Consider the following 22,904-nt stretch of genomic DNA (forward strand, 5'->3'; position numbering starts at 1 on the left):
GCTGAGAAGGATATGTATCAACGTTCTCACTGCCTCATGGGCGTGTCAACAGCCGCCCACAGGTTCATCGAGCTGTGATCGGCGCGGCCACGCCGGGCGGTGCGAGAGGTTCGCGCGCCGCCGAAGTAGCGTGAGCGAATGTCGTTCGGTGCGCCTCTGCTGCTTCGGTCCCTGAATCCGCTCGCGGTCGCCGCCGGGGAGGACATCCCCGATGCGGTCACCATCGACGGCGCGACGCTGTCGCGCAGCGACCTACTCGGTGCGGCGACCTCGGTGGCCGAACGTATCGCTCGTGCGGAGCGAGTCGCGGTGCTCGCCAGGCCGACCGTCGGCACGGTGCTCGCCGTGGTCGGCTGCCTCATCGCCGGGGTCACCGTCGTTCCAGTGCCGCCGGACTCCGGGATCGCCGAGCTCGAGCACATTCTGAACGATTCGGGAGCCCAGGCGTGGCTGGGGGAGGCGCCTGCGGGGACGATGCTGCCGGTGGTGCCGGTCCGCGTGCACGCCCGCTCGTGGCACACCTACCCCGAACCCGATCCTGCCGCAGCGGCATTCGTGCTCTACACCTCAGGGACCACCGGCCTGCCCAAGGGCGTTGTGCTCAGCCGCGCCGCCATCGCGGCCGGGCTCGACGCCCTCGCCGACGCCTGGGCGTGGACCGCGAACGACGTTCTGGTGCACGGGCTTCCGCTGTTCCACGTGCACGGACTGATACTCGGCGTGCTGGGCCCACTGCGCGTGGGCAGCCCGCTGATCCACACCGGCAAGCCGACCCCGCGGGCCTACGCGGACGCGCCGGGCACGCTGTACTTCGGTGTGCCGACAGTGTGGTCGCGCATCGCCGAGGATCCTGATGCGGCAAGGGAATTGGCGAAGGCTCGCCTGCTCGTCTCCGGCAGTGCGCCGCTGCCGGTGCCGGTGTTCGAGCGGCTGCGCGAGCTCACCGGCCACGCACCGATCGAACGTTATGGTATGAGCGAAACGATGATCACGCTGTCCACGCGCGCCGACGGCGAGCGACGACCGGGTTGGGTCGGCGTCCCGGTCGCGGGTGTGCGAACCCGGATCCGCGACGAATCGGGTGCACCCGTCCCGCACGACGGCGAAAGCATCGGCGGGCTCCAGGTGCAGGGGCCGATGGTCTTCGACGGCTACCTCGACCGGCCCGAGGCGACGGCCGAATGCTGGACCGGCGACGGCTGGTTCAAGACCGGCGATGTCGCGGCCATCGACGCCGACGACTTCCACCGCATCGTCGGCCGGGAATCGGTCGATCTGATCAAGTCCGGCGGCTACCGCATCGGCGCGGGCGAAGTGGAGACCGCGCTGCTCGGGCATCCCGAGGTCGCGGAGGTCGCCGTCGTCGGAATTCCCGACGCCGACCTCGGTCAGCGCATCGTCGCCTATGTCGTACTGCGGAGCGCGGCAACGGATTCCATCGAGAAGGCGCTCATCGAGCACGTGGCAGAGCAGCTCTCGGTGCACAAGCGGCCACGCGAGGTCCGGGTGGTGGCGTCGCTCCCGCGCAATGCCATGGGCAAGGTGCAGAAGAAACTCCTCGGGTGAGCGCCGTCGGCGGTCCTCAGGCCGATCGGCGTCCGACGACCCAGGCGTGCGGCCGCACAGCGCCACCATGGTGCGGATCAGGTGCGGCTGATCGGCGAACCCGGTCTGCGCGGCCACCTCGGCGGCCGGGCGGAAGGGCAGTTGCAGTCCGGCCTCGCGCAGCCGGTGCCGGCCAGCAGCCGCATGCCGACGGTGGGTACTACGCCCAGACGACGGCACTGGTCAAGCCGAACGGATTGCTCGGAAAGGTCTATATGGTCGGCATCTCGCCGCTGCGGCGTCTGCTCGTATACCCGCCGCTGCTGCGGGACATCGGGCGGCAATGGCGGCCGCGGATCGCGGAATGAGCCGTACCGACGGGCATGTTCGGCGCGGCCGCTGGACCGAGCGCTGAACCGGGGGATGTCGGTATTGACCTCTACTTAGGTCGAGGTCTTACTGTCGCGGCATGACCGCAACTCTGACCCCTGAACAGCTCGAATATCTGAACACGCAGCGGCTCGGCCGTTTGGCGACGGTGCGTCCGGACGGATCGCCGCAGAACAGCCCCGTCGGCTTCCGCTATAACGCCGAACTCGGCACGATCGACATCGGCGGCTGGAATATGGGCGGCTCGAAGAAGTTTCGTAACCTCGCCGACAACGATCGGGTCGCCTTCGTGGTCGACGATGTCGCCTCGGTGCAGCCCTGGCGGGTGCGGTGCCTCGAAATCCGCGGCACCGCGGAGGCTCTGACCGGTGTCGAGAGCTACATCAATGGTGAGATCGGCGAACTGATCCGTATCCACCCGAGTCGGATCATCGCGTTCGGCATCGGGCAGGCGGAGAACTGAGGCAGCCGCACGCGTGTGGAGACACGCGTGCGGCCCGCGCGATCAGTCGTTGGCGTGCAGCGCGGCGTTGAGCTCGATGCCGGTTCCCTTGCGGGCCACCACTTCGACGGCACCGGTCAGGGAGTTGCGGCGGAACAACAGGTTGTCCTGGCCCGCCAGCTCCGACGCCTTGACGACGGTGCCGTCGGGGGTGGCGACCTTGGTGCCCGCGGTGAGGTACAGGCCCGCTTCCAGCACGCAGTCGTCGCCGAGCGGGATGCCGAGGCCGGCGTTCGCGCCAAGCAGCGAACGCTCGCCGACGGAGATGACGGTGGTGCCGCCACCGGAGAGGGTGCCCATGATGGAGGCGCCGCCGCCGACATCGGACCCGTCGCCGACGACGACGCCCGCGGAAATGCGACCCTCGACCATCGAGGTGCCGAGGGTGCCCGCGTTGAAGTTCACGAAGCCCTCGTGCATGACGGTGGTGCCCGAGGCCAGATGCGCGCCGAGGCGGACCCGGTCGGCATCGCCGATGCGGATGCCGGAGGGCAGCACGTAATCCACCATCCGCGGGAACTTGTCGACGCTGTAGACGGTGACGGGCCCACGGGCGCGCAGCTTGGCGCGGGTCAGCTCGAAGCCCTCCACCGCCGCGGGGCCGTGGTTGGTCCACACCACATTGCTCAGCAGACCGAACTGACCGTCCAGGTTCAGCCCGTGCGGGCGAACCAGGCGGTGCGAGAGCAGGTGCAGGCGCAGGTAGACGTCGTGCGCGTCGACCGGGGCCGCGGCGAGATCGGCGATCGTGGTCTGCACCGCGATCACTTCGACGCCGCGGGCGTCGTCGAAGCCGACGAGCGCCGCGAGCTCATCGGGAGCCTGGTCCAGCCGCTTGGTGCCGGTCTCGGCGAACTCGCCCAGTCGGGGGTTCGGGTACCAGGTGTCCAGGACGGTTCCGTCCGCGGTCACAGTGGCGATACCGACTGCTATTGCTCCCTGAATGCTCACGTCAAGAGAGAATACCGACCGCGGTCCTTCGGCAGGACCGCACGTCTGTGACGTCGAGCGCACGATGCTGCCCTGCCGTCCGGGTGACCGATCGGCGGGCGTTCGCCGCCGCGAGCCGGGCGCGTGGTCGAGGGCCGGGTGCCCGTTGTGCCGATCGAGATGCGCGCGGACCTAGGCTGAGGCGGTGACCCTCGATCTGCGCGCCGACCCGATCCAGCTCACTGCCGCTCTCGTCGATATCGAGAGTGTGTCCCGCGACGAGGCGAGGATCGCCGACATCGTCGAAGGGGCGCTGCGCGAGCAGACCGTGGGATTCGAGGTGCTGCGCCGCGGCAACGTGGTGCTCGCCCGTACCGATCGTGGCCTGCCGACCAGAGTGATCCTGGCCGGGCACCTGGACACCGTGCCCATCGCCGACAACGTGCCGAGCCGGTTCGAGGTCGACGGGGCCGGGCAGCAGGTGCTGCACGGCTGTGGCACCGTCGACATGAAGTCCGGTGACGCGGTGTTCCTGCACCTGGCGGCCACTGTCGCCGAACCGGTGCACGACCTGACCCTGATCTTCTACGACTGCGAGGAGATCTCGGCCGAATTCAACGGACTCGGTCGCATCGAACGCGAGCTCCCGCACTGGCTCGACGGCGATATGGCGATTCTCGGCGAACCTTCCGGCGGCTGGATCGAGGCCGGTTGCCAAGGCACGCTGCGTGTTCGGCTCACCACGGCGGGCGTGCGGGCGCATTCGGCGCGAGCGTGGCTCGGCGACAATGCCATTCATCGACTCGCACCGGTTCTGCAGCGCCTCGCCGACTACAAGGCGCGCGAGGTCGATATCGATGGCTGTGTCTATCGCGAGGGCCTGTCCGCGGTGCGCGTCGGCGGCGGCGTCGCGGGCAATGTCGTCCCCGATGCCGCCGAGGTGGACGTGAACTTCCGCTTCGCCCCCGACCGTTCGGTCGAGCAGGCCGCCGACCATGTCCGCGAGGTCTTCGCCGGGCTCGATCTGGCCTTCGAGGTGACCGATTCCGCGGCCGGTGCACTGCCCGGCCTCACCGCCCCCGCGGCCGCGGACCTCATCGCCTCGGTGAACTCCCATGGTGGCGGCGGCGTGCGCGCCAAATACGGCTGGACCGACGTCTCCCGCTTCGCCGCCCGGGGCATCCCGGCCGTGAACTTCGGCCCCGGCGATCCGAACCTTGCCCACAAGCGCGACGAACACGTCCCCGTCGCGCAGATCACGGCGGTCGCCGCCATGCTCCGCGGCTACCTGACCGGTGCGGTCTGATCGAGATTCGATACGGGACGGCGGTGCAACCCTGCGCTTCGCCCCGGCCCGGTACCGTGGGCGCCATGTCCACCGAAGCCGCCGATAACGAGGTTGCAAGCACGCCGAAATCGACACCCAAGTACCGCGGACCGATCATGTTTCGCCGCGATCGCAAACCGGGCGGCACCGCCGACCAGAATCTGCTGGATCAGCACGGGCCCAGCGACTGGGTGCGCGCCGACCCGTGGCGGGTGCTGCGCATCCAGGCCGAATTCGTCGAGGGCTTCGGCGCACTCGCCGAGGTGCCGCGCGCCGTGACGGTTTTCGGCTCCGCGCGCACCCATGCCGGCCACCCGGAGTACAAGGCCGCGCGCGCCATCGGCGGCGCGCTCGCGCAGGCCGGTTTCGCGGTGATCACCGGCGGCGGTCCCGGCGTGATGGAGGCGGCCAATCGCGGCGCATCGGAGGCAGGCGGTTATTCGATCGGCCTCGGTATCGAGCTGCCGTTCGAGCAGAGCCTCAACGAGTGGGTCGACCTGGGGATCAACTTCCGGTACTTCTTCGCTCGCAAGACCATGTTCGTGAAGTACTCGCAGGCTTTCGTTTGCCTGCCAGGCGGATTCGGCACTCTCGACGAGCTGTTCGAGGCGCTCACCCTGGTGCAGACCCGCAAGATCACCCGCTTCCCGATCATCCTGTTCGGCACCAAATACTGGGCGGGGCTGGTGGATTGGCTCCGCGATTCACTAGGCGGCTCGGGCAAGATATCGCCGGGTGATCTCGGGCTGCTTCATGTCACCGACAGCGTCGAGGAGGTCTGCGCGATCGTCCTCGCCGCTGCCGAGAACGGCGGGAACCTGGATGCGGTCGGGACGGAGGATCAGTGGTGAGCGCGGCTGCGGGGTACTCCATCTGCGTCTACTGCTCGGCCAGCACCGCCGACCCGGCCCACATCGGGCTCGCCGCCCGGGTCGGTACCGAGATCGCCAGGCGCGGTTGGCAATTGGTTTCCGGCGGCGGGCACGTCTCGATGATGGGCGCGGTCGCTACCGCGGCGCGTGCCGGTGGCGCGAATACGGTCGGCGTGATCCCGAAACACTTGGTGCACAAGGAAGTCGCCGATGTCGACGCCGACGAACTCGTCGTCACCGACACCATGCGTCAGCGTAAGCAGGTCATGGAAGATCGTGCCGACGCTTTCCTCACGCTGCCCGGCGGTATCGGCACGCTGGAGGAATTCTTCGAGACCTGGACCGGTGGCTATCTCGGGCAGCACGACAAGCCCGTGGTCATCCTCGACCAGGACGGCTTCTACACGGGTCTGTTCCGCTGGCTCGACGAGTTGTACGACCGAAAGTTCGTGTCCCAGTTCGCCAGGGACCGGATCACCGTGGCCACCGATCTGCGGTCGGCCTTCGCAGCGCTGGAACCCCTTGCGGCACTGGACGACAGTGCCACCCACGACAAGGAGAATTGACGCGTGAGCACCGAAGCCCGCCCGACTGTCAGCTTGTTCGATGTGGCGAAACGGCTGCCGAGCCTGGCCGTCGACGCTCCCTCCATGCTCCGCGGCGCGATGGGCATGCTGGTCCGGCCCGGCGACAAATCCTCCGTCGGGCTGTACTTCCAGCGCAACGCGCACCGTCATCCCGACCGCCCTTTCCTGCGATTCGAGGGCAAGACCTTCAGCTACGGCGATGCCAACGCACAGGTGAACAGGTACGCGAACGTGCTCGCCCAGCGTGGTGTCCGGCGCGGCGACGTGGTCGGCGTGCTGATGACCAACCGGCCGGAAACCCTGTTCGTGGTGCTGGCGACGGTGAAGCTGGGCGCGACCGTCGGACTGCTCAACCACCATCAGCGCGACACAGTGCTCGCCCACAGTTTCGGCCTGCTCGACAGCGTGCTGAATGTTGTCGGCGCGGAATGCGCGGCGGCCCTGGACTCGCTGCCGGAGCCACTCGCCGATGTGCTCGACGCGCACGAACTGCACGCCGCCGCGGAGACCGCCGATGCGAGCGATCCGCCCAGCTGCGCGCAGGTCACCGCGAAGGAGCGGGCTTTCCTGATCTTCACCTCCGGCACCACCGGGTTGCCGAAGGCCAGTGTGATGACACACCTGCGCTGGACCAAGAGCATGGCCGGACTCGGCGGGCTAGGAATTCGCCTGCGCAGCACCGACACTCTGTACTGCTGCTTGCCGCTGTACCACAACAACGCGCTGACCGTCGCGCTGTCGTCGGTGCTGGCCGCGGGGGGCACGTTCGCGCTCGGCAGGAAGTTCTCCGGGTCCGGGTTCTGGGATGAGACCATCCGGGAGAAGGCCACCGCGTTCATCTACATCGGTGAGCTGTGCCGGTATCTGCTCAACCAACCCGCGAAGCCGGTCGACCGCCGCCACAAGATCCGGCTCGCCGTCGGCAACGGGCTGCGGCCGGAGCTGTGGGACGAATTCACGAACCGCTTCGGCATCGACAGGATTGTCGAGTTCTACGGCGCCAGCGAGGTGAACATCGCCTTCGTCAATGCGTTCGGAGTGGACAGGACCGCGGGCTTCGGGCCGCTGCCGTACGCGATCGTCGAATACGACGACACCACCGGAAAAGCCGAGCGCGGCAAGGACGGACGGCTGCGACGCGTCCCCTCCGGCGGGGTCGGACTGCTGCTCGCCAAGGTCACCAACCGCTCGCCGGCCGACGGTTACACCGACAAGAACGCCTCCGAGGCCAAGCTGGTCCGCGACGCCTTCAAAGACGGCGACGTCTGGTTCGACACCGGCGACCTGGTCCGCGATCAGGGCATGCATCACATCGCCTTCGTCGACCGCCTCGGCGACACCTTCCGCTGGAAGGGCGAGAACGTCGCGACCACCGAAGTCGAAGGGGCTCTTGCCGCGGCCGCCGCGATCTCGCAGGCCGTTGTCTACGGCGTAGATATTCCGGGCGCCGACGGCAAAGCGGGCATGGGCGCGGTGACGCTGTACCCCGACGCCGAATTCGACGGGCGCGCGCTCGCCGAGCAGGTCTACGCGCAGTTGCCCGGGTATGCCCTGCCACTGTTCATCCGGGTGGTGCCCGAACTCGAGCAGACCTCCACCTTCAAGAGTCGCAAAGTGGACTTACGCAAGCAGGGCTACCAGCCCGACGCCGGCAGCGCCCTGTACGTCCTGGCCGGTCGTACCGAGGGCTACGTGCCCGCCTACGACGATTACGCCGCAGACGTGGCAGCGGGGCGCGCACCGAAGTGAGCTGAACACGACAACTGATTTCGTCAGCACCTGGGTAACTCACCGGGTACGCCCACAACTGATCCGTACCCGGCGCAGGACCTGAGTTCGACCGTGCCGCTCGACTCGTAGGCCTGAATACGCGCCGGCGACGGGCTGTGCAGCCGACAGTCAGGCGGACAGCGAGGTGGGTTAGCTACAGTCGGGGGCATGTTCAGCCCCGTAGCGCCGCTCCCGACTTTGTGCGGCAAGCCGGTGGCGACAGATCGCGCGCTCGTGATGGCGATCGTCAATCGCACGCCCGATTCGTTCTACGACAAGGGCGCGACGTTCACCGACGAGGCCGCCATGGACGCCGTCGCGCGCGCGGTCGACGAGGGTGCCGACCTCGTCGATATCGGCGGGGTCAAAGCGGGTCCAGGCACGCTGGTCGACGCGGCCGAGGAAGCCAGGAGAGTGGTCCCGTTCGTCGCGGCGATCCGGGCGAAGTATCCGGAGTTACTGATCAGCATCGACACCTGGCGGGCCGAGGTGGCCGCCGCGGCGGTCGGCGAGGGCGCTGATCTGATCAACGACACCTGGTCGGGCGCTGACCCGGATCTGGTGCGGATCGCTGCGGAATTGGGTGTCGGAATCGTGTGCAGCCACACCGGCGGCGCGATTCCGCGGACCAGGCCGCATCGAGTGCGCTACGCAGATGTGGTGCCCGAAGTGACCGATACCGTGGTCGCGGCCGCAGCGAATGCGGTCGCGGCGGGGGTGCGCAAGGATTCGATTCTGATCGATCCGACCCACGATTTCGGCAAGAACACTTACCACGGGCTCGAGTTATTGCGGGGAATAGACGTTCTTGTAAATACCGGATGGCCAGTCTTGATGGCGCTCAGCAACAAGGATTTTATCGGGGAGACTCTAGGTGTCGGTCTTTCCGAACGGTTGGAGGGCACATTGGCGGCAACAGCATGGTCGGCAGCGGCAGGCGCCCGAGTCTTCCGAGTACACGAGGTCGCGGAGACCCGGCGCGTCGTGGACATGATCGCCGCGATCCAGGGCATCCGGCCCCCCGCACGAACCCTGCGAGGTCTGGTATGAAAATCCAACACCGCGAGCCCGCATGGGCGACGACCAATACCTGGGACACACCCGAGTGGACGGTGGACGAACTCGTCGCCGCCAAGAACGGGCGCACCGTTTCCGTGGTGCTGCCCGCGCTGAACGAAGAACGCACCGTCGCCGACGTGGTGGCCAGTATCCGGCCCCTGCTCGGCACGCTGGTGGACGAACTGGTGGTGCTCGACTCCGGGTCGACCGACGCCACCGCCGAACGCGCACGCGTCGCGGGCGCCGACGTGATCAGCCGCGAAGAGGCCGTTCCCGAACTCGATCCGCTGCCGGGCAAGGGCGAGGTGCTGTGGCGCTCGTTGGCTGTGACCAGCGGTGACCTGGTCGCCTTCGTCGACTCCGATCTGATCGACCCGGATCCGGCCTTCGTGCCGAAGCTGCTCGGCCCACTGCTGACGGTCGAGGACATGCATCTGGTCAAGGCCTACTACCGCAGGCCGCTGCGCCAGGGCGCCGCGGTGGACGCGCACGGCGGCGGCCGGGTCACCGAACTCGTCGCCCGCCCGCTGCTGGCCGCGCTGCGCCCTGAGCTGTCGGATGTGCTGCAGCCGCTGGGCGGCGAATACGCGGGCACCCGGGAACTGCTGACATCGGTGCCGTTCGCCCCCGGCTACGGCGTCGAGATCGGGTTGCTGCTCGACACCTACGACCAGCTCGGCATGTCCGCGATCGGTCAGGTGAACCTGGGCGTGCGCACCCACCGCAATCGCCCGCTCGCGGACCTCGGCGTGATGAGCCGCCAGATTCTCGGCACCGTGCTCGGTCGCAGCGGCGTCCAGGATTCCGGCGCGGCGCTCACCCAGTTCCCGCTGGTCGGCGATGCCTTCACCGCGCACAGCACCGAGGTGTCGCTGGCCGATCGGCCGCCGATGAATACCCTGCGCCCGGCTCGCGCGGCCGCCTGATCGTTCGTCGGCTCGAGAAGCCCTTTCGAGTTTGCTGTCAGGTCGCTGACCTGGCAGGCAGCTTGGTCTTCCGCAGTCCGCACGCTGGGAGCTGTGTCCCTGTCCGTCCAGGCTGCGGAAGACCAAGCCGGGTACGGCACCGCATGGCGATGGTCGCTCGCGGCTGTTGACCGACCATTCCCGATCCGGTCGGCTCAGCGGTGGTCAGCGGTGGATGGGGCCGTCGAGCTGGTCCAGGGGGCGTGCCGAGGCGCGCCCGCGTTCGGCGAGGATTTGGGCGGCGATGGAGATCGCTGTCTCGTCGGGGGTACGGGCGTTGAGATCCAGGCCGAGTGGGCTTTTCAGTTGCGACAATTGGCTGTCGGTGACGCCTGCGGTACGTAGTCGCTCGGTGCGCTCGGCGTGGGTGCGACGCGAACCCAATGCGCCGACGAAGGCGATGTCGCCCATGCTCAGGGCGGCCGCGAGCGCGGGCACATCGAACTTGGTGTCGTGGGTGAGTACGCAGACCACCGTGCGCTCGTCGATCCGCCCTGCCGCCCGTTCCGCCTCCAGATATCGGTGTGGCCAGTCGACGACCACCTCGTGGGCGGCGGGGAATCGCGCTGTGGTCGCGAAGGTTTCGCGGGCGTCGACCACGGTGACCCGGTAGCCGAGCTGTCGACCGGTCCTGGCCAGAGCGCGCACGAAATCGTTGGCGCCCGCCAGAATCATGCGGGCCGGAACACCGAAGGTCTGCACGAACACGCGGGGCCGCGGCGTCTGCGCCGTTTCGCACTCCTGCGCGCCGACTACCCCGCTGCGCCCGGCGGCGAGCAGGGCCCGCGCGTCCTTGTCCACGCCACGCCATTGCTCAGAATCGCCGGGCCGCACAAGCTTCCACTCCGCGGCCGCGTCCAGTGTTGTCACAAGCGCGACTGGGTTACCCGCGCCGATCTGTTGTCGCACCGTTTCCAGCACCGAAAGGCGATCGCTGTCGACCCTTTCGACGAAGACCTCGATCTCGCCGCCGCAGGTCAACCCCACTTCGAGACCGTCGCCGTCGGCGTAACCGAATCGATCGCTCATCGCGTGCCCGGTGGCGAGCACCTGCCGCGCCGACTCGACGACGGCAGATTCGATGCAGCCGCCCGACAGCGATCCGAATACCTCACCTGCCGCGGTGACCACCATGGCGGTCCCAGGTTCACGCGGTCCGGCGCCGGTGGCATCCACGATCCGCGCCAGTGCCACCGGACGGTTCAGCGTGATCAACTGCTGGAGGACGGTGCGCACGGATTCAGCCTAGCTACGCGACGGCTATTCGTCCTGTCGCGGCGCTCGGCCGTCCGCACTCGAGGGTCGGCGCGGCGTGTCCGGCGGGTTGCCGATCAGCTCGGCGGCTTCCTCGGCCAGGCGGGCCTGCAGGTCCGCCACGGTCAGGGGATTGCGCGGAGAGCGGGTCCGCGACAAGACAGCGGTCAGCATGATGAGCAGTCCGAGCGCCAAGACGACAGCACCGACGATGAGCATGTTCACCGTTGCCGCCGTGGGCGGCCGTTTGCCGGCATGGCACGGTGCGGCCGCATCAGCCGAGCACCTCGCGGAGCTGGAAGCCGGGCGGGATGTCGTCGGTATGGAAGTAGGTCGCGAACACCTCCGCGGCGTGGTCGGCGGTGAAGACCTCGTCCGCGTGCACGCGCAGGAAGTCGGTCCCGTCCGGGATGCAGACGGTCGGCTCGCTGTCGCGACTGCCGGTCAGGCCGACGATGAAGTGTTGCGGTATGCCATCGACGGCTGTCCAGATCTCGATGGCCAGCGCTTTCGCCGAGCCTGTGCACTGGACGGCGCCGGGCGCCGAGCTGACGGCCGCGGTGATGTCGGTGGCCGGAATCGGTGACGGCAGCCTGCTCATGTTCACCGAGTACCGGCGGTAGCCGTCCATCCTGCACAGCGGGCGGAGGAAATTACCGACCGTCTCGTCGGGCCCGATGAACACTTTCAGCCGGTCGCTGTAGGTGACGCGGTGCGTCGCGACCATCGGCTGTACTCGGGTCGTCATGAGCTCTGTCCGGGCCGCCTCGGCCGGGGATGCGGTATGCGCTGTCATTGAACGTCGAACATTCATCAGGACCACCTACCGCCTAATAGTTATTTTTCAGCTATTGAAGCATCGGTGTAGCAATTTCCGTAACGGGACACGCCCGTGACGTGCGACACAGGGATTACGGGTTTCCGCCGACAGCGGATAGCCGAGACGTGCACACGCCGGTTCGACCTGTCGAGCCCGTGGTAGCTCGGCGGCGCGACCCGTGCGGGTGGACCGCTACGGGCCGGACTCCGAACCGGCACATCATGTTCGACGACCACGAGCTGAATCGTGATGTCCGGAAATGGCCTCGGCTACGACTCAGCGCCTGCCGCCGGGCAGTGTCGATCTCGGCTCGTGGTCGTGTCGGTAGACGGGAGTGAGCAATTCGGCTTCCTGCGGTTCGCCGGTGGAGCGGTCGTAGCGCACCGTGACGAGCACCGAAAACAGATGAGCTGCCGCACGTTCGTGCAGCGTGGCCAAGCGTGTGGCGAGCAGGCGGATGGCGCCGAGCGAACCGGGCGGATGCAGGCCATCGATGATCAGCACCGTGCCACGACCGTCCGGGCGGGGCAGGCGCGCCAGGTAAGCGATGTCGTGCGGTTCAGGGCCGCCGGGCCGGTACACCCGCCGGGCCGCGCGATCCTCGATACCGCGGCGGGCGTCGCCTGCCCGGGCGACCGCGCGGCGCAGGCGCGGATCGGCCGTGATCAATTGGCGCACACTGGGGGACAGCTCTGGACCGCCGAGCACGATCAGTCCGTCCCGGTTCAGATCGATAGGGCGGCCCGGGAGAAAGTGCTCGACCGCGGCGGCGAAACCGAGCTCGCACAGCAACTCGACAAGTCGCTGTGCCGCCGTGGGATCCGGTGCGCCGAGCAGTCGGCCGCTGCGTACCTCAGGGGCCAGCACGGTGATCGAGCCATGCCCGAAGAACAATCCCTCCGGCGCCGGGCCCTGGGTGCTGACCTGATGAATGCGGGCGCGGGAAAGTCCCGCGGCCGCACCGATTCTGGCGAAAGTCCAGCCTTCGGCATGGAGTTCCCTGATTACCGCGCGCCGAATCCTGGTGAGTTCGTTGATGGTCTGCTGGGCCGCCGCCACACCATCGGTGGCCGCTTTCAGTCGCTCGACCTTGTTTTCGATTGCGAAAACGCGCGCCACGTCATCGGCCGACATGTGCGAAGTCTAGACAGCTCGACAGGACCCTGTGTCTAGTTGGCTTGACAGAACCTCGCCCGTTTCAATAATTCGGCGTCCCTTTTCAGGTCGCGTCGGTGTCGATCGGCGGACGTTCGTTGCGGTCCAACGGCTTTTCGAGCTTCGGCATCGGGTAGTCCGGCATCCCACTCGCCGTGCCCAACAGGTCGTTCTTGTCCGGCACCGCGCTCGCCAAATTGCGCAGCAGTGAATCGTCGCCGTTGAGAAGATGTTTGGTCACCATCGAGCGCGGCGACATCTGGCGCAACTCGTTCAGGTCGGCGAGCGGCTTGCGCAGCTCCTCGAATTCGGGCCCGAGCTCCTGCTGCAGTTGCTGCGTGGCGCCACTGGCATAGTCGCGCACCTGGCGCAGGCTACGCGTGGTCCAGCGAACCGCGCCGGGCAGTCGCTCCGGGCCGAGGATCACGAGGGCGGCGACGAGCAGGATGACCATCTCGCTCCAGCCGATGTTGCTGAACACAGACCCAGGCTACCCGGGCATCCCCGGCGCAGCTCAGTCGGATTCCAGCGTGACCGGCACGTCCACCTGCCTGCCGTCCCGGATCAACTGCACGTTCACCGTCTGGCCGATCTTGCTCGACTGCACCGCGACGACCAGCTCGTCCGGCCCGGTCACCTCGCGGTCGCCGATCTTCACGATCACATCGCCCTCGACGATTCCGGCCTTCGCCGCGGGACCGTTGGGCGCGATGTCGGCGACAGCGGCGCCGCTCATCACCTCATTCGCCACCTGTTTGCTGCGGGCGCTGAGGCCGATTATCGGGTGGTGCATCTGGCCGTCACGGATGAGGGTCTGCGCGACCTCGGTGACCATATCGACCGGAATGGCGAAGCCCAGACCGACCGAACCGCCGGTCTCGCTGCGGATCGCGGTGTTGATGCCGATGACCCGGCCCTGCAGGTCGACAAGCGCGCCACCGGAGTTGCCTGGGTTGATCGACGCGTCGGTCTGCACCGCATCGATCACGGCCTTGGTGTCGCTGCCCTCACCGGACAGCGCGACCGGACGGTGCAGCGCGCTGACGATGCCGTAGGTGACGGTCTTGCTGAGGCCGAGCGGCGAACCGATGGCCAGCACGTCGTCACCGACCTGGACGTCCTTGGACTTGCCCAATTGCGCCACCGTGAGATTCTTCACATCGACCTTCAGCACCGCCAGGTCGGTCTTCGGATCGCGGCCGACGATGTGTGCGGGGACCCGGGAGCCGTCGGAGAAGGTCACCTGGATGGCCGCCCGATTGGACTTGTCCTGGGCCGCCATCGAGATCACGTGGTTGTTCGTCGCGATATAGCCCGCGCCGTCGATCACCACACCGGAGCCGGTCGCGCCGTTGTCGCCGACGGTGACGCGAATCGACACCACCGACGGCAGCACCGCATTGGCGACCTTGGCGATCTGACTGTGCGGCCGCTCGGTGTTATCGGTCTGCTCCAGCGCGACCTTGCGGGATGTCAGCGGCGCTGCGGCCTCGGCGGTGAGCCTGCCGACCAGTCCACCGAGCACGCCGACCGCCAGCGCGACCACGGCGAGCAGCGCAAGCGCCTTCGGCGCGACGCGGGAACCGAACAGCACTTCGCGGGCCGAGAGCTTCTTCGCCTGCGGCAGCGGTGCGAGTTGGGGTGTCGGCAGGGCCGGCGCTCCGAGCCGGGCGCCGGTCGCCGGATCGCGCCATGGATCGGCAGGGCCGGCCACAGGTCCGGTGGCGTCGGCCGCGTCGGGGTCACGCTGCAGGAGTTCGGTGGAGCCTTCCGGGCGTCCGAAGGCCTCGGCCAGCACCGCGTCCGGCGGGCGGTTCTGTAGGTCGGGGCCCAGATGCGGTGCGGCAGAACCGGACTGTGGCGCGGCGTACTCGGCGAACGAGCCGGTCTGGCCGGAAGGTCGGCGGAAGGCACGCGCCGTGTGGGTGTCGACATGGGGGCGGTAGACCGGGCGCGGCCCGAGCACAGGCGCGTCCGACGGCCTCAGGTTCCCCCGGTTGGCCGCCGAATCCGGTGTGTCGGCCGATCCGGAGTTCGTCGATTCGGTGGTCACTCGCCAAACTCTACTTGCGCCACCATGTGGTCCACCGGGTCGCGGTGAACGAATCTGTCAGAAAGCCGAAAACCGCCTCGTTGCGCGGGGTCCCGGTAGGAGGCCGCGTCGATCCGCTGGACGTCCCGCCGGGCAGTTCGGCCAGCGGAATGCGGGTCAAGCTGTCGTGCAGGCCGGTGGGAATCGACACCTGACCGGCCCGGCGCAGCGCGACCCTGGCCTGCTGCTGCGCATCGACCTCCGCCGCGCATTCCGGGCAGAGCGAAAGATGCTGAGCGGCGCGCAGGTAGGCGTTCATCCGCAGCTCGCCGTCGACATACGCCGCGATCGCCTCACTCGCCAGATGCTCGGTGGGCTGAAAACGCTGCGGCCTGGCGTGTGCTCGCCCGGGCTTCTCGTGCGACGGACGACCTGATGTGCTGGAGTCGCCACTCATTCGGTGCTCACCCTTCCACCCGACATCATCCAGGACATGGGTGACGTCGGCACCCGACACCCGACCGATCACCCTACGTTCGCGTCAGCGGCGAACCGCTCCTCAGTTCCATTATGCGCAAGGTAGTCACGCAGTGCCTGACGGCCACGGTGGATTCGACTGCGAACGGTGCCGAGCTTGACGCCGAGGGTGGCGCCGATCTCCTCGTAGGACAACCCTTCGATGTCACACAGCACTACCGCGGCACGGAACTCAGGTGCCAGCGAGTCGAGGGCGGACTGCAGGTCAGGGTCGAGCCGGGCATCGTGATAGGCCTGCTCCGGGCTCGGGCCGTCGGCGGGCACCCGGTCGTAGTCCTCGGGCAGCGCCTCCATCCGGATCCGGTTGCGCCTGCGCACCATGTCCAGGAACAGGTTCGTGGTGATGCGATGCAACCAGCCCTCGAAGGTGCCCGGCTGGTAGTTCGACAGTGATCGGAACACCCGGATGAAGGTCTCCTGGGTGAGATCATCGGCGTCTTGGGCGTCGCCGGACAGGCGGTAGGCCAGCCGGTACACCCGATCTGCATGTTCACGGACCAGTTCGTCCCAGGACGGCATCACCGATCGGTCACCGGTGGCGTCGAAAGCGGCAGTTCCGCTCAGTTCGTCCATCGATTCTGCTGCCGCCTCGAGCTCGATCGGCAGTGCTTGCTCTGGCAGGGTGGCGTATTCGCGCGCCGCATCGACCATGTGGATGGGGCTACCTCCTACTAGGGACCGCTGGCTCTGGGATTCGGCGCCGATCCGGACTTGCGGATCATTGCTGACGGTTACAACAGACAACCGGTATGTCCTTGTTCCCGCGTCCCGCCCTCGGCGGTCAGCTGGTCTTGCGTAGGGCTCACTCTCCTTTGTTCCGATATGCCACGGATATGGAGACCCTGAGGGACACCTGAGAATCTGGCGGGTACGGCACGTCTTGAATGGGTTATCGCGCCGAACACCGCCGCTGTTGCCTTGTGTGCGGTACATAAACCCGAAAGCGCGCAATTGACCGCCGCGGTGCGGCGGCGAGATTCGACGCACGCAGTTGTGTGCTGGAAACGCGGACATACGTACTCGCGAGATAGCCTGCTTAGGTGGCATCGAACCTGGAGCGAAATCTCTCCTACGTGGAGGAATCCGTCGTGGAAGACGAGATTCTCGTCAGTGCGCGCGAACGGGCCACCGAGCTCGGTGCTTCGCCGATCGCGCCGTCGGTGGGGGCGCTGCTGAGTATGTACGCGCAATTGCTCGGCGCGCGGACCGTCGTCGAGGTGGGCACCGGCGCGGGTATCAGTGGGTTGTGGCTGCTGGACGGTATGCGTGAGGACGGGACGCTGACCACCATCGATTCCGAGCCGGAACACCAGCGCGCCGCCAAGGAAGCGTTCCGGACGGCCGAGATCCTGCCCGCCCGCACCAGGCTCATCAACGGTCGCGCCCTCGATGTGCTGCCCCGCCTCGCCGACGGCGCCTACGACCTGGTCTTCATCGACGCGGCCCCACTCGAACATCCGCAGTACGTCATCGAGGCCGTGCGGCTGCTGCGCGCGGGTGGCGCCATCCTCCTGCACAATGCGCTGCTGGGCGGTCGCGTTCCCGATGCCGCCCACCGCGACCCCGCCACCCAGGCTGTGCGCGCCGCCACGCGGGCGATCGCCGAGGACCCCGAGCTCACCAGCGTGCTCATCCCGGTCGGCGACGGCCTGCTCTGTGCTTCACGCGGCTAGCTTCCGCGGACCGGGCTAGCGGGCATGGGTCTGGTGCGAGCGCCCGCTGAATTGGTGAGCGAGGACGCGGGCGCGCGGCCAGTGCGCGGCGATCGCGGTGAGCTGGTCGACCTCGTCGAGTAGATCGCGGGCCGGGGGCAGGCGCAGCGCACCGATCCCGGCCGCGGGGACGCCCCGTCGCTTCGCGGCGCACGCCATGGCGAGGCACACGGCAAGGTCGAGGGCCTCGCGTTCGGGACCGGGCGGCGTCGCGCCTGCCACGGCCGCCGCCAGCCGCGGCGGATTCGGCGTCGCGTGCTGCGCGAGGGTCCGCACACTGTCGCGGACCTCGATCACCGTGCGGTGCACCAGGTATCGGCTGCGGCGGGCGACAGGGGGCGCGGGTGCGTGATGGACGATCTCCGGGCACGCGGCCGTCAGATCCGACCACATCGGCAGTAGTCGTTTTCGCCTGCGTGACCAACTGTCCAGCGACAGCAGTTCGACGAGCCTGGAGAGCGCGGGAATGGTCGCGATGACGCAGAGCAGCAGCAACAGGATGGTGTCGTTGGTTCGTGCCGAATTGTGCACGGCGCGCGTCTGATGCCAATCGCTGGTGCTGTGCACCTGGAAGGCCGCGGACACGGTGAGCCATACCGCGTCCGCGACCAGGATGAACAGCAACGCGCCGAGCATCAGATACAGCACGCTCTCGCGCCTGCGCAATGGCGTGCGCAGTTCGGCGATGCCCAGGCGCAGCACCGTCACGGTGGACCAGATCGGCACCGGCAGAACGAACAACCAGAAGGCGAGCGCAGCCCAGCCGACCTGATCGTGCACGGGAATCCCCATGCTCCGGGCGCTGGCGCCGCAGCGGAGCATGGCAATCGCGCACATCGTCGCGGTGGCGTAGACGAGCCGTGGCCGGGAAGCGGTGTTGGGCAGCGCCTGTGCCAGCAGCATGGCGGTCGCCATGTTGAACATGCCGGCGACGGTGGCCAGTTGGAACAGCAATGCGCTGGCGAGAACACCGTCGGACCAGGTCGTCAGCAGCTGCTGCACCACGGAAAGGCGCAGCGTGGTCGCCACCGCGCTGAGCAGGACGATCCTGTTCAAACGGCGGTCGACGAGTGTCGAGCGGAACCAGAGCGTCCGACTGCCGAAAATCAGCCACGCGTATCCGTCGACGACCGCGGGCAGCCAGTCCATCTCCGATGTCGCGTCAGTCGCGGAAGATGGCGCGGGCCAGGAACGACGTCGACCGCGCGCCGACGGTGTCGGACAAGATCAGCGAGGCGAACAATTCCGCTTGGCTTTCGTGGGCATCGTCGTAATCGGTGCGCGCGAGCACCCGCAGCACGCTGTCGGCGTCGATATCGGGGAACAACGTCTGCAAGGTACGGCTTTTCGATTGCGGCGAGACGAAGCCCGCGTGGTCGAGCAGTAGGTGAGCGATCTCGTGCAGCACGATGTGGTCGGCGTGATAGCCCGAGCTCGTCGCATCGTAGGTGACGACGATGTTGTCCGCGCGTTCGAGAACGAGCCCGCACGGAAAGCTGCCGTCGGCCAGATTCGGCTGGGGGATGAGCACGATCGGCTTTCCCACCCGCCCGCAGACGTGCTCGATGAACGTCTCCAGTCGCCATGGGCGCGGTACCGGCAACGATGCGGCCAGGCGGTGCACCTGCTCGCCCGCGTGATCGCGCTTGGCCCGCCTGATCATGCCCCCAATCCTCGGGCCTGCTGTGGCGGATGTCCAGCGGCGTCGCAGTGAGATTCGGCCGTCTGCGTCGTTCGCGCATCACTGCGCCGAAAGGTTCGGATGTTCGGCCGCACCGTTCGTATCCTGAATAGATCGGGTAGTGGGAACGGTTCCGGAGGGTCCCGTCGCCAGTGCTGTGGGTGCTATTCATAAGGCGGGAGGGTACGAATGCGCCACAACGGGTCGGCGTCGGATATCGGGAAGGCGGCCGCGGCGCAGGTGGCCGAGTCGCTCGGATTCGGGAGCGTCGAGGCCGCCGGTCACCGAGAGCATCAGCGGCGCGCGGTGCTGGATTACGTCAGCGGCGACGTGCATTCGGGCTCCGTCGAGCAGCTGTGGGGCACGCCGCTCGACGACGAGGTGGTCGTCACCGTCCGCGCGGTCTCTGTGCACGCCCTATGGGTCGGACTGCTCAGCGCCGGCCTGGGCGCGTCGGCCGCCGCGGCGGCGCTGGTTCGACTGACCGAGGTGGCCGAGCGCGGCATGATCACCGGCGAGTCCAGGGATGTGGACCGAGCCTGCTAGACCCACACGCCCTTGCCGACCGTGACGACGCCGCCGTGGCTCACCGCGAAGCGTTCGCGGTCGCGATCCAGATCGACGCCGATGATTTCGCCCTCGCCGACCACCACGTTCTTGTCCAGGATGGCGCGGCGCACCACCGCGCCGCGACCGACGCGCACGCCGGGCATCAGGACGCTGCCTTCGATGGTCGCGCCGTCGTCGATCATCACATTGGAGCTGAGCACCGAGTTGCGGACAGTGGCGGCCGAGAGAATGCAGCCGGAGCCGATGATGCACTCCTGCGCGAGACCGCCTTGGGCGAACTTCGCGGGCGGCAGGTTCTCGGCGGCGCCCCGGATCGGCCAGTGCTTGTTGTACAGGTTGAACACCGGATGCACCGACACCAGATCCATATGCGCCTCGTAGAAGGCATCGATGGTGCCGACATCGCGCCAATAGCCACGGTCGCGGTCGGTGGCGCCGGGGACGTCGTTGTCGGCGAAGTCGTAGACGGCGGCCTCGCTCGCCGCGACCAGCGAGGGAATGATGTCTCCGCCCATGTCGTGGTCGGAGTCGGAATTATCGGCGTCCGCGCGGATCGAATCCACCAGCACCTTGGTGGTGAACACATAATTACCCATGGAGGCGAACGTCATGTTCGGGTCGTCCGGGGTGCCGGGCGGATGCGCGGGCTTCTCCAGGAACTGGGTGATTCGCCCGGACTCGTCGGAGTCGATGCAGCCGAACGCGCTTGCCTCGCTGCGCGGCACCCGGATGCCGGCCACGGTGACGCCTGCGCCGGAATCGATATGCGCGGCAAGCATTTGCTCCGGGTCCATCCGGTACACGTGGTCGGCGCCGAACACCACGATGTAGTCGGGGTCCTCGTCGTAGATCAGGTTCAGTGACTGCATGATCGCGTCGGCGCTGCCGGTGTACCAGCGCGGACCGAGGCGCTGCTGAGCCGGGACCGGGGTGATGTACTCGCCACCGAAGCCCGATAGTCGCCAGGTCTGCGAGATATGCCGGTCCAGCGAGTGCGACTTGTACTGCGTGAGTACACACAACCGCAGAAAACCCGCATTGACCAGGTTGCTGAGGACGAAGTCGATGAGTCGGTAGGCGCCGCCGAAAGGAACGGCAGGCTTTGCCCGATCCGCGGTGAGTGGAAACAGGCGCTTGCCCTCGCCACCGGCGAGCACGATCCCGAGTACGTGCGGCTGGCTCCTCACACCTGCCAAACTACCGCGCCGCGCGGCGAGAGTGGCCCCCTGCGACCCGAGCGTCTAGTTTGAACCGGTGAGTTTCGGCACGGAGGGCGCGCGCTCGGCGGCAGGATCCGGGCAGGAGCGAACCGACCACGGCCTTGCGCAGGACCGGCTTCGGGTCGCGATGTTGACGCGCGAGTACCCGCCGGAGGTGTACGGCGGTGCGGGCGTGCACGTCACCCAGTTGGCCGCGCAATTGCGGCAGTTGTGCGAAGTCACCGTGCACTGCATGGGCGTGCCGCGCACCGAAGCGGTGGTGCACCAACCGGATCCGATGCTCTACGCCGCCAATGCGGCGCTGCAGATGATGTCGGCCCAGCTGCGGATGGCCGATGCCGCGGGGCAGGTGGACGTGGTGCATTCGCACACCTGGTACACCGGGCTCGCCGGGCATCTCGCCGCCACGCTGTACGGGATACCGCACGTGGTGACCGCTCATTCGCTGGAGCCGCGCAGGCCGTGGAAGGCCGAACAGCTCGGCGGCGGTTACCGGCTCTCGTCGTGGTCGGAACGCAATGCGGTCGAACATGCCGACGCCATCATCGCGGTGAGCGAGGGCATGCGCCACGACGTGCTCGACGCATACCCCGCGATCGACCCGGACAGGGTTCATGTGGTGCACAACGGCATCGACGCCGCGGTCTGGTATCCCGGACCGCCCGCGACCGGTTCCCCGTCGATTCTGACCGAGCTGGGGGTGCGTACCGACCATCCGATCGCGGCCTTCGTCGGCCGGATCACCCGGCAGAAGGGCGTCGGGCATCTGCTCGCCGCGGCACGGGATTTCGATCCGGATATCCAGCTGGTGTTATGCGCGGGCGCGGCCGACACCAGGGAGCTGGAAGCGGAGGTGTCCGCGGCCGTCGCCGAGTTGCGGCACAACCGAGGCAATGTGTTCTGGGTGCGCGAGATGCTGCCCACCGAGCAGATCCGCCAAATACTGGCGGCCGCTACGGTCTTCGTCTGTCCTTCGGTGTACGAGCCGCTCGGCATCGTGAACCTGGAGGCGATGGCATGCGCGACGGCGGTGGTCGCCTCCGACGTCGGCGGCATCCCCGAGGTCGTCGCCGACGGTGCGACCGGACGACTGGTGCACTACGACCCGAGCGTCACGCCGGATTACGAGCGGGCACTGGCAGCGGCCGTGAACGAGGTCGCGGGCGATCCGGTTCTCGCCGCGGAATTCGGCGCCGCGGGCCGCGCGCGGGCGATCGCCGACTTCGACTGGCTCCAGATCGCGGCCCGCACGGTCGAGGTCTACGAGATGGTCCGCAAACCGTGAGACACGGCTAGCCGGGCGGTTTGCGGTAGCTGGATACCAGAACCGACGCGGTGACCTCGACGGTCTCGGGCATGGTGGTGATGCGCGGGTCGTCGGCGCGGTCGGCATGGTGTCCGGACGGGCCCATGGCGACCACATTGGCTACGTCGCCTCGATCGAGTTTCATCGAGTACTCGACGAGAGTGCGGTCGATGGCATCGAAATGGCCGGACATGGCCGCGCCGAGCCTGCGATCCTTGTCCGGGTCCACCGTCAGCATGCCGAGCGGCTCGATCAACTCGGCCAGATGGCGTTCGGTCGGGGTGGCGACGACAAAACTGCCGTCCGCGGCGAGCACGCGGGCGACCTCACCGGGATTGCGTGGCGCGAATACCGAGAGCACCCGGCTCAACGCGCCATCCCGGATCGGCAGTCCGCGCCAGGCGTCGGCGAGTACCGATGCGGCGCGCGGATGCGCACGAGCGTTGCGCCGAGCCGCGGGCTTGGCCACATCCAGCGCGACCCCGCGGGCGTCCGGCGCGCCGTCGAGCACACCGGCAAGGTAGTAGCCGGTGCCTGCGCCGACCTCGAGCACTGTGCCGGACGTCGAACCGATGGGCCCCCCCCCCCCCGCCGCCGGAGGGGCCCAAAATTGCATAACAATGTAATGGGGCCCCGCCCCGCAGCAACCCCCCGGGTAAACCGCGCTCAG

At 67.8% G+C, this 22,904-nt stretch carries 25 protein-coding genes; 12 read left to right on the forward strand and 13 right to left on the reverse strand.

Annotation, left to right across the window (positions count from 1 at the left end; translation table 11 throughout):
• Positions 1-138 precede the first annotated feature (138 nt).
• From ACFU4Z_RS19955 to ACFU4Z_RS19965, 3 genes are all read left to right on the forward strand, one after another.
• Positions 139-1,566, forward strand: a complete 1,428-nt coding sequence (locus ACFU4Z_RS19955) for an acyl-CoA synthetase (RefSeq protein ID WP_379065019.1) — start codon at positions 139-141, stop codon at positions 1,564-1,566.
• Complete coding sequence (locus ACFU4Z_RS19960) at positions 1,563-1,913, forward strand: DUF2867 domain-containing protein (RefSeq protein WP_379065021.1); 351 nt, start codon at positions 1,563-1,565, stop codon at positions 1,911-1,913. The genes ACFU4Z_RS19955 and ACFU4Z_RS19960 overlap by 4 nt, the downstream gene beginning before the upstream one ends.
• 101 nt (positions 1,914-2,014) lie before the next feature.
• A complete protein-coding gene (locus tag ACFU4Z_RS19965) occupies positions 2,015-2,398 on the forward strand; it encodes a PPOX class F420-dependent oxidoreductase (protein WP_379065022.1) in 384 nt (127 codons plus the stop codon).
• Between the two features lie 42 nt (positions 2,399-2,440).
• On the opposite strand, the gene dapD is transcribed toward ACFU4Z_RS19965, so the two are convergent.
• On the reverse strand, positions 2,441-3,388 hold the full coding sequence (gene dapD, locus ACFU4Z_RS19970; protein WP_379065024.1) for a 2,3,4,5-tetrahydropyridine-2,6-dicarboxylate N-succinyltransferase: 948 nt from the start codon (positions 3,386-3,388) through the stop codon (positions 2,441-2,443).
• Between the two features lie 184 nt (positions 3,389-3,572).
• Between dapD and dapE the strand changes: the two genes are divergently transcribed.
• The 6 genes from dapE to ACFU4Z_RS20000 all read left to right on the forward strand — a co-directional run bounded on the left by dapE (position 3,573) and on the right by ACFU4Z_RS20000 (position 9,908).
• Positions 3,573-4,673: a succinyl-diaminopimelate desuccinylase gene (gene dapE, locus ACFU4Z_RS19975; protein ID WP_379065026.1), complete on the forward strand. Its 1,101-nt coding sequence runs from the start codon at positions 3,573-3,575 to the stop codon at positions 4,671-4,673.
• Positions 4,674-4,810: 137 nt separating this feature from the next.
• Positions 4,811-5,545, forward strand: coding sequence for a TIGR00730 family Rossman fold protein (locus ACFU4Z_RS19980; protein ID WP_379065395.1), 735 nt, complete (start codon positions 4,811-4,813; stop codon positions 5,543-5,545).
• Positions 5,542-6,132 carry a TIGR00730 family Rossman fold protein gene (locus ACFU4Z_RS19985; RefSeq protein WP_379065029.1) on the forward strand — a complete coding sequence of 197 codons (591 nt, stop codon included), beginning with the start codon at positions 5,542-5,544 and terminating at the stop codon, positions 6,130-6,132. The genes ACFU4Z_RS19980 and ACFU4Z_RS19985 overlap by 4 nt, the downstream gene beginning before the upstream one ends.
• 3 nt (positions 6,133-6,135) lie before the next feature.
• Positions 6,136-7,902 (forward strand): long-chain-acyl-CoA synthetase, encoded by a 1,767-nt coding sequence (locus ACFU4Z_RS19990; protein ID WP_379065031.1) that lies wholly within the window; start codon positions 6,136-6,138, stop codon positions 7,900-7,902.
• Positions 7,903-8,091: 189 nt separating this feature from the next.
• Positions 8,092-8,973, forward strand: a complete 882-nt coding sequence (gene folP / locus ACFU4Z_RS19995) for a dihydropteroate synthase (protein WP_379065033.1) — start codon at positions 8,092-8,094, stop codon at positions 8,971-8,973.
• Positions 8,970-9,908 carry a glucosyl-3-phosphoglycerate synthase gene (locus ACFU4Z_RS20000; RefSeq protein WP_379065035.1) on the forward strand — a complete coding sequence of 313 codons (939 nt, stop codon included), beginning with the start codon at positions 8,970-8,972 and terminating at the stop codon, positions 9,906-9,908. The genes folP and ACFU4Z_RS20000 overlap by 4 nt, the downstream gene beginning before the upstream one ends.
• Before the next feature lie 204 nt (positions 9,909-10,112).
• Here ACFU4Z_RS20000 and ACFU4Z_RS20005 read toward each other — a convergent pair whose 3' ends face one another.
• From ACFU4Z_RS20005 to sigE, 8 genes are all read right to left on the reverse strand, one after another.
• Complete coding sequence (locus tag ACFU4Z_RS20005; protein ID WP_379065037.1) at positions 10,113-11,183, reverse strand: XdhC family protein; 1,071 nt, start codon at positions 11,181-11,183, stop codon at positions 10,113-10,115.
• A gap of 24 nt (positions 11,184-11,207) precedes the next feature.
• Entirely contained in the window at positions 11,208-11,426 is a 219-nt protein-coding gene (locus tag ACFU4Z_RS20010) for a hypothetical protein (RefSeq protein ID WP_379065039.1), read from the reverse strand.
• Positions 11,427-11,475: 49 nt separating this feature from the next.
• Positions 11,476-11,949, reverse strand: coding sequence for a hypothetical protein (locus ACFU4Z_RS20015; protein ID WP_379065041.1), 474 nt, complete (start codon positions 11,947-11,949; stop codon positions 11,476-11,478).
• Positions 11,950-12,297: 348 nt separating this feature from the next.
• Positions 12,298-13,155, reverse strand: a complete 858-nt coding sequence (locus ACFU4Z_RS20020) for a hypothetical protein (protein WP_379065043.1) — start codon at positions 13,153-13,155, stop codon at positions 12,298-12,300.
• Between the two features lie 85 nt (positions 13,156-13,240).
• Positions 13,241-13,657 (reverse strand): Sec-independent protein translocase protein TatB, encoded by a 417-nt coding sequence (gene tatB / locus ACFU4Z_RS20025; protein ID WP_366530567.1) that lies wholly within the window; start codon positions 13,655-13,657, stop codon positions 13,241-13,243.
• Positions 13,658-13,690: 33 nt separating this feature from the next.
• The gene (locus ACFU4Z_RS20030) at positions 13,691-15,229 is read right to left on the reverse strand and encodes a trypsin-like peptidase domain-containing protein (RefSeq protein ID WP_379065045.1); all 1,539 of its coding nucleotides are present in this window, start codon (positions 15,227-15,229) and stop codon (positions 13,691-13,693) included.
• A gap of 10 nt (positions 15,230-15,239) precedes the next feature.
• Complete coding sequence (locus ACFU4Z_RS20035; protein ID WP_379065047.1) at positions 15,240-15,665, reverse strand: hypothetical protein; 426 nt, start codon at positions 15,663-15,665, stop codon at positions 15,240-15,242.
• Between the two features lie 68 nt (positions 15,666-15,733).
• Positions 15,734-16,396 carry an RNA polymerase sigma factor SigE gene (gene sigE / locus ACFU4Z_RS20040; protein ID WP_379065397.1) on the reverse strand — a complete coding sequence of 221 codons (663 nt, stop codon included), beginning with the start codon at positions 16,394-16,396 and terminating at the stop codon, positions 15,734-15,736.
• A 389-nt stretch (positions 16,397-16,785) separates the two neighbouring features.
• Between sigE and ACFU4Z_RS20045 the strand changes: the two genes are divergently transcribed.
• Positions 16,786-17,418: an O-methyltransferase gene (locus ACFU4Z_RS20045; protein ID WP_379065049.1), complete on the forward strand. Its 633-nt coding sequence runs from the start codon at positions 16,786-16,788 to the stop codon at positions 17,416-17,418.
• A 15-nt stretch (positions 17,419-17,433) separates the two neighbouring features.
• Here the strand turns inward: ACFU4Z_RS20045 and ACFU4Z_RS20050 are convergent, their stop codons facing one another.
• A complete protein-coding gene (locus tag ACFU4Z_RS20050; protein ID WP_379065051.1) occupies positions 17,434-18,606 on the reverse strand; it encodes an MAB_1171c family putative transporter in 1,173 nt (390 codons plus the stop codon).
• A 13-nt stretch (positions 18,607-18,619) separates the two neighbouring features.
• Positions 18,620-19,120, reverse strand: coding sequence for a CUE domain-containing protein (locus ACFU4Z_RS20055; RefSeq protein ID WP_379065053.1), 501 nt, complete (start codon positions 19,118-19,120; stop codon positions 18,620-18,622).
• Between the two features lie 207 nt (positions 19,121-19,327).
• On the opposite strand from ACFU4Z_RS20055, the gene ACFU4Z_RS20060 reads away from it, so the two are divergent.
• A complete protein-coding gene (locus tag ACFU4Z_RS20060) occupies positions 19,328-19,684 on the forward strand; it encodes a hypothetical protein (protein WP_379065055.1) in 357 nt (118 codons plus the stop codon).
• On the opposite strand, the gene glgC is transcribed toward ACFU4Z_RS20060, so the two are convergent.
• Positions 19,681-20,895 carry a glucose-1-phosphate adenylyltransferase gene (glgC, locus tag ACFU4Z_RS20065; RefSeq protein ID WP_328405664.1) on the reverse strand — a complete coding sequence of 405 codons (1,215 nt, stop codon included), beginning with the start codon at positions 20,893-20,895 and terminating at the stop codon, positions 19,681-19,683. The two genes, ACFU4Z_RS20060 and glgC, sit on opposite strands and share 4 nt — an antisense overlap.
• Positions 20,896-21,055: 160 nt before the next feature.
• Between glgC and glgA the strand changes: the two genes are divergently transcribed.
• Positions 21,056-22,213 carry a glycogen synthase gene (gene glgA, locus ACFU4Z_RS20070; RefSeq protein WP_379065399.1) on the forward strand — a complete coding sequence of 386 codons (1,158 nt, stop codon included), beginning with the start codon at positions 21,056-21,058 and terminating at the stop codon, positions 22,211-22,213.
• Between the two features lie 7 nt (positions 22,214-22,220).
• Here the strand turns inward: glgA and ACFU4Z_RS20075 are convergent, their stop codons facing one another.
• Positions 22,221-22,787, reverse strand: coding sequence for a hypothetical protein (locus ACFU4Z_RS20075; protein ID WP_379065057.1), 567 nt, complete (start codon positions 22,785-22,787; stop codon positions 22,221-22,223).
• Positions 22,788-22,904: the final 117 nt, after the last annotated feature.

Origin of the sequence: Nocardia sp. NPDC057440 (genome assembly GCF_042802915.1) — a bacterium.
GTDB lineage: Bacteria > Actinomycetota > Actinomycetes > Mycobacteriales > Mycobacteriaceae > Nocardia.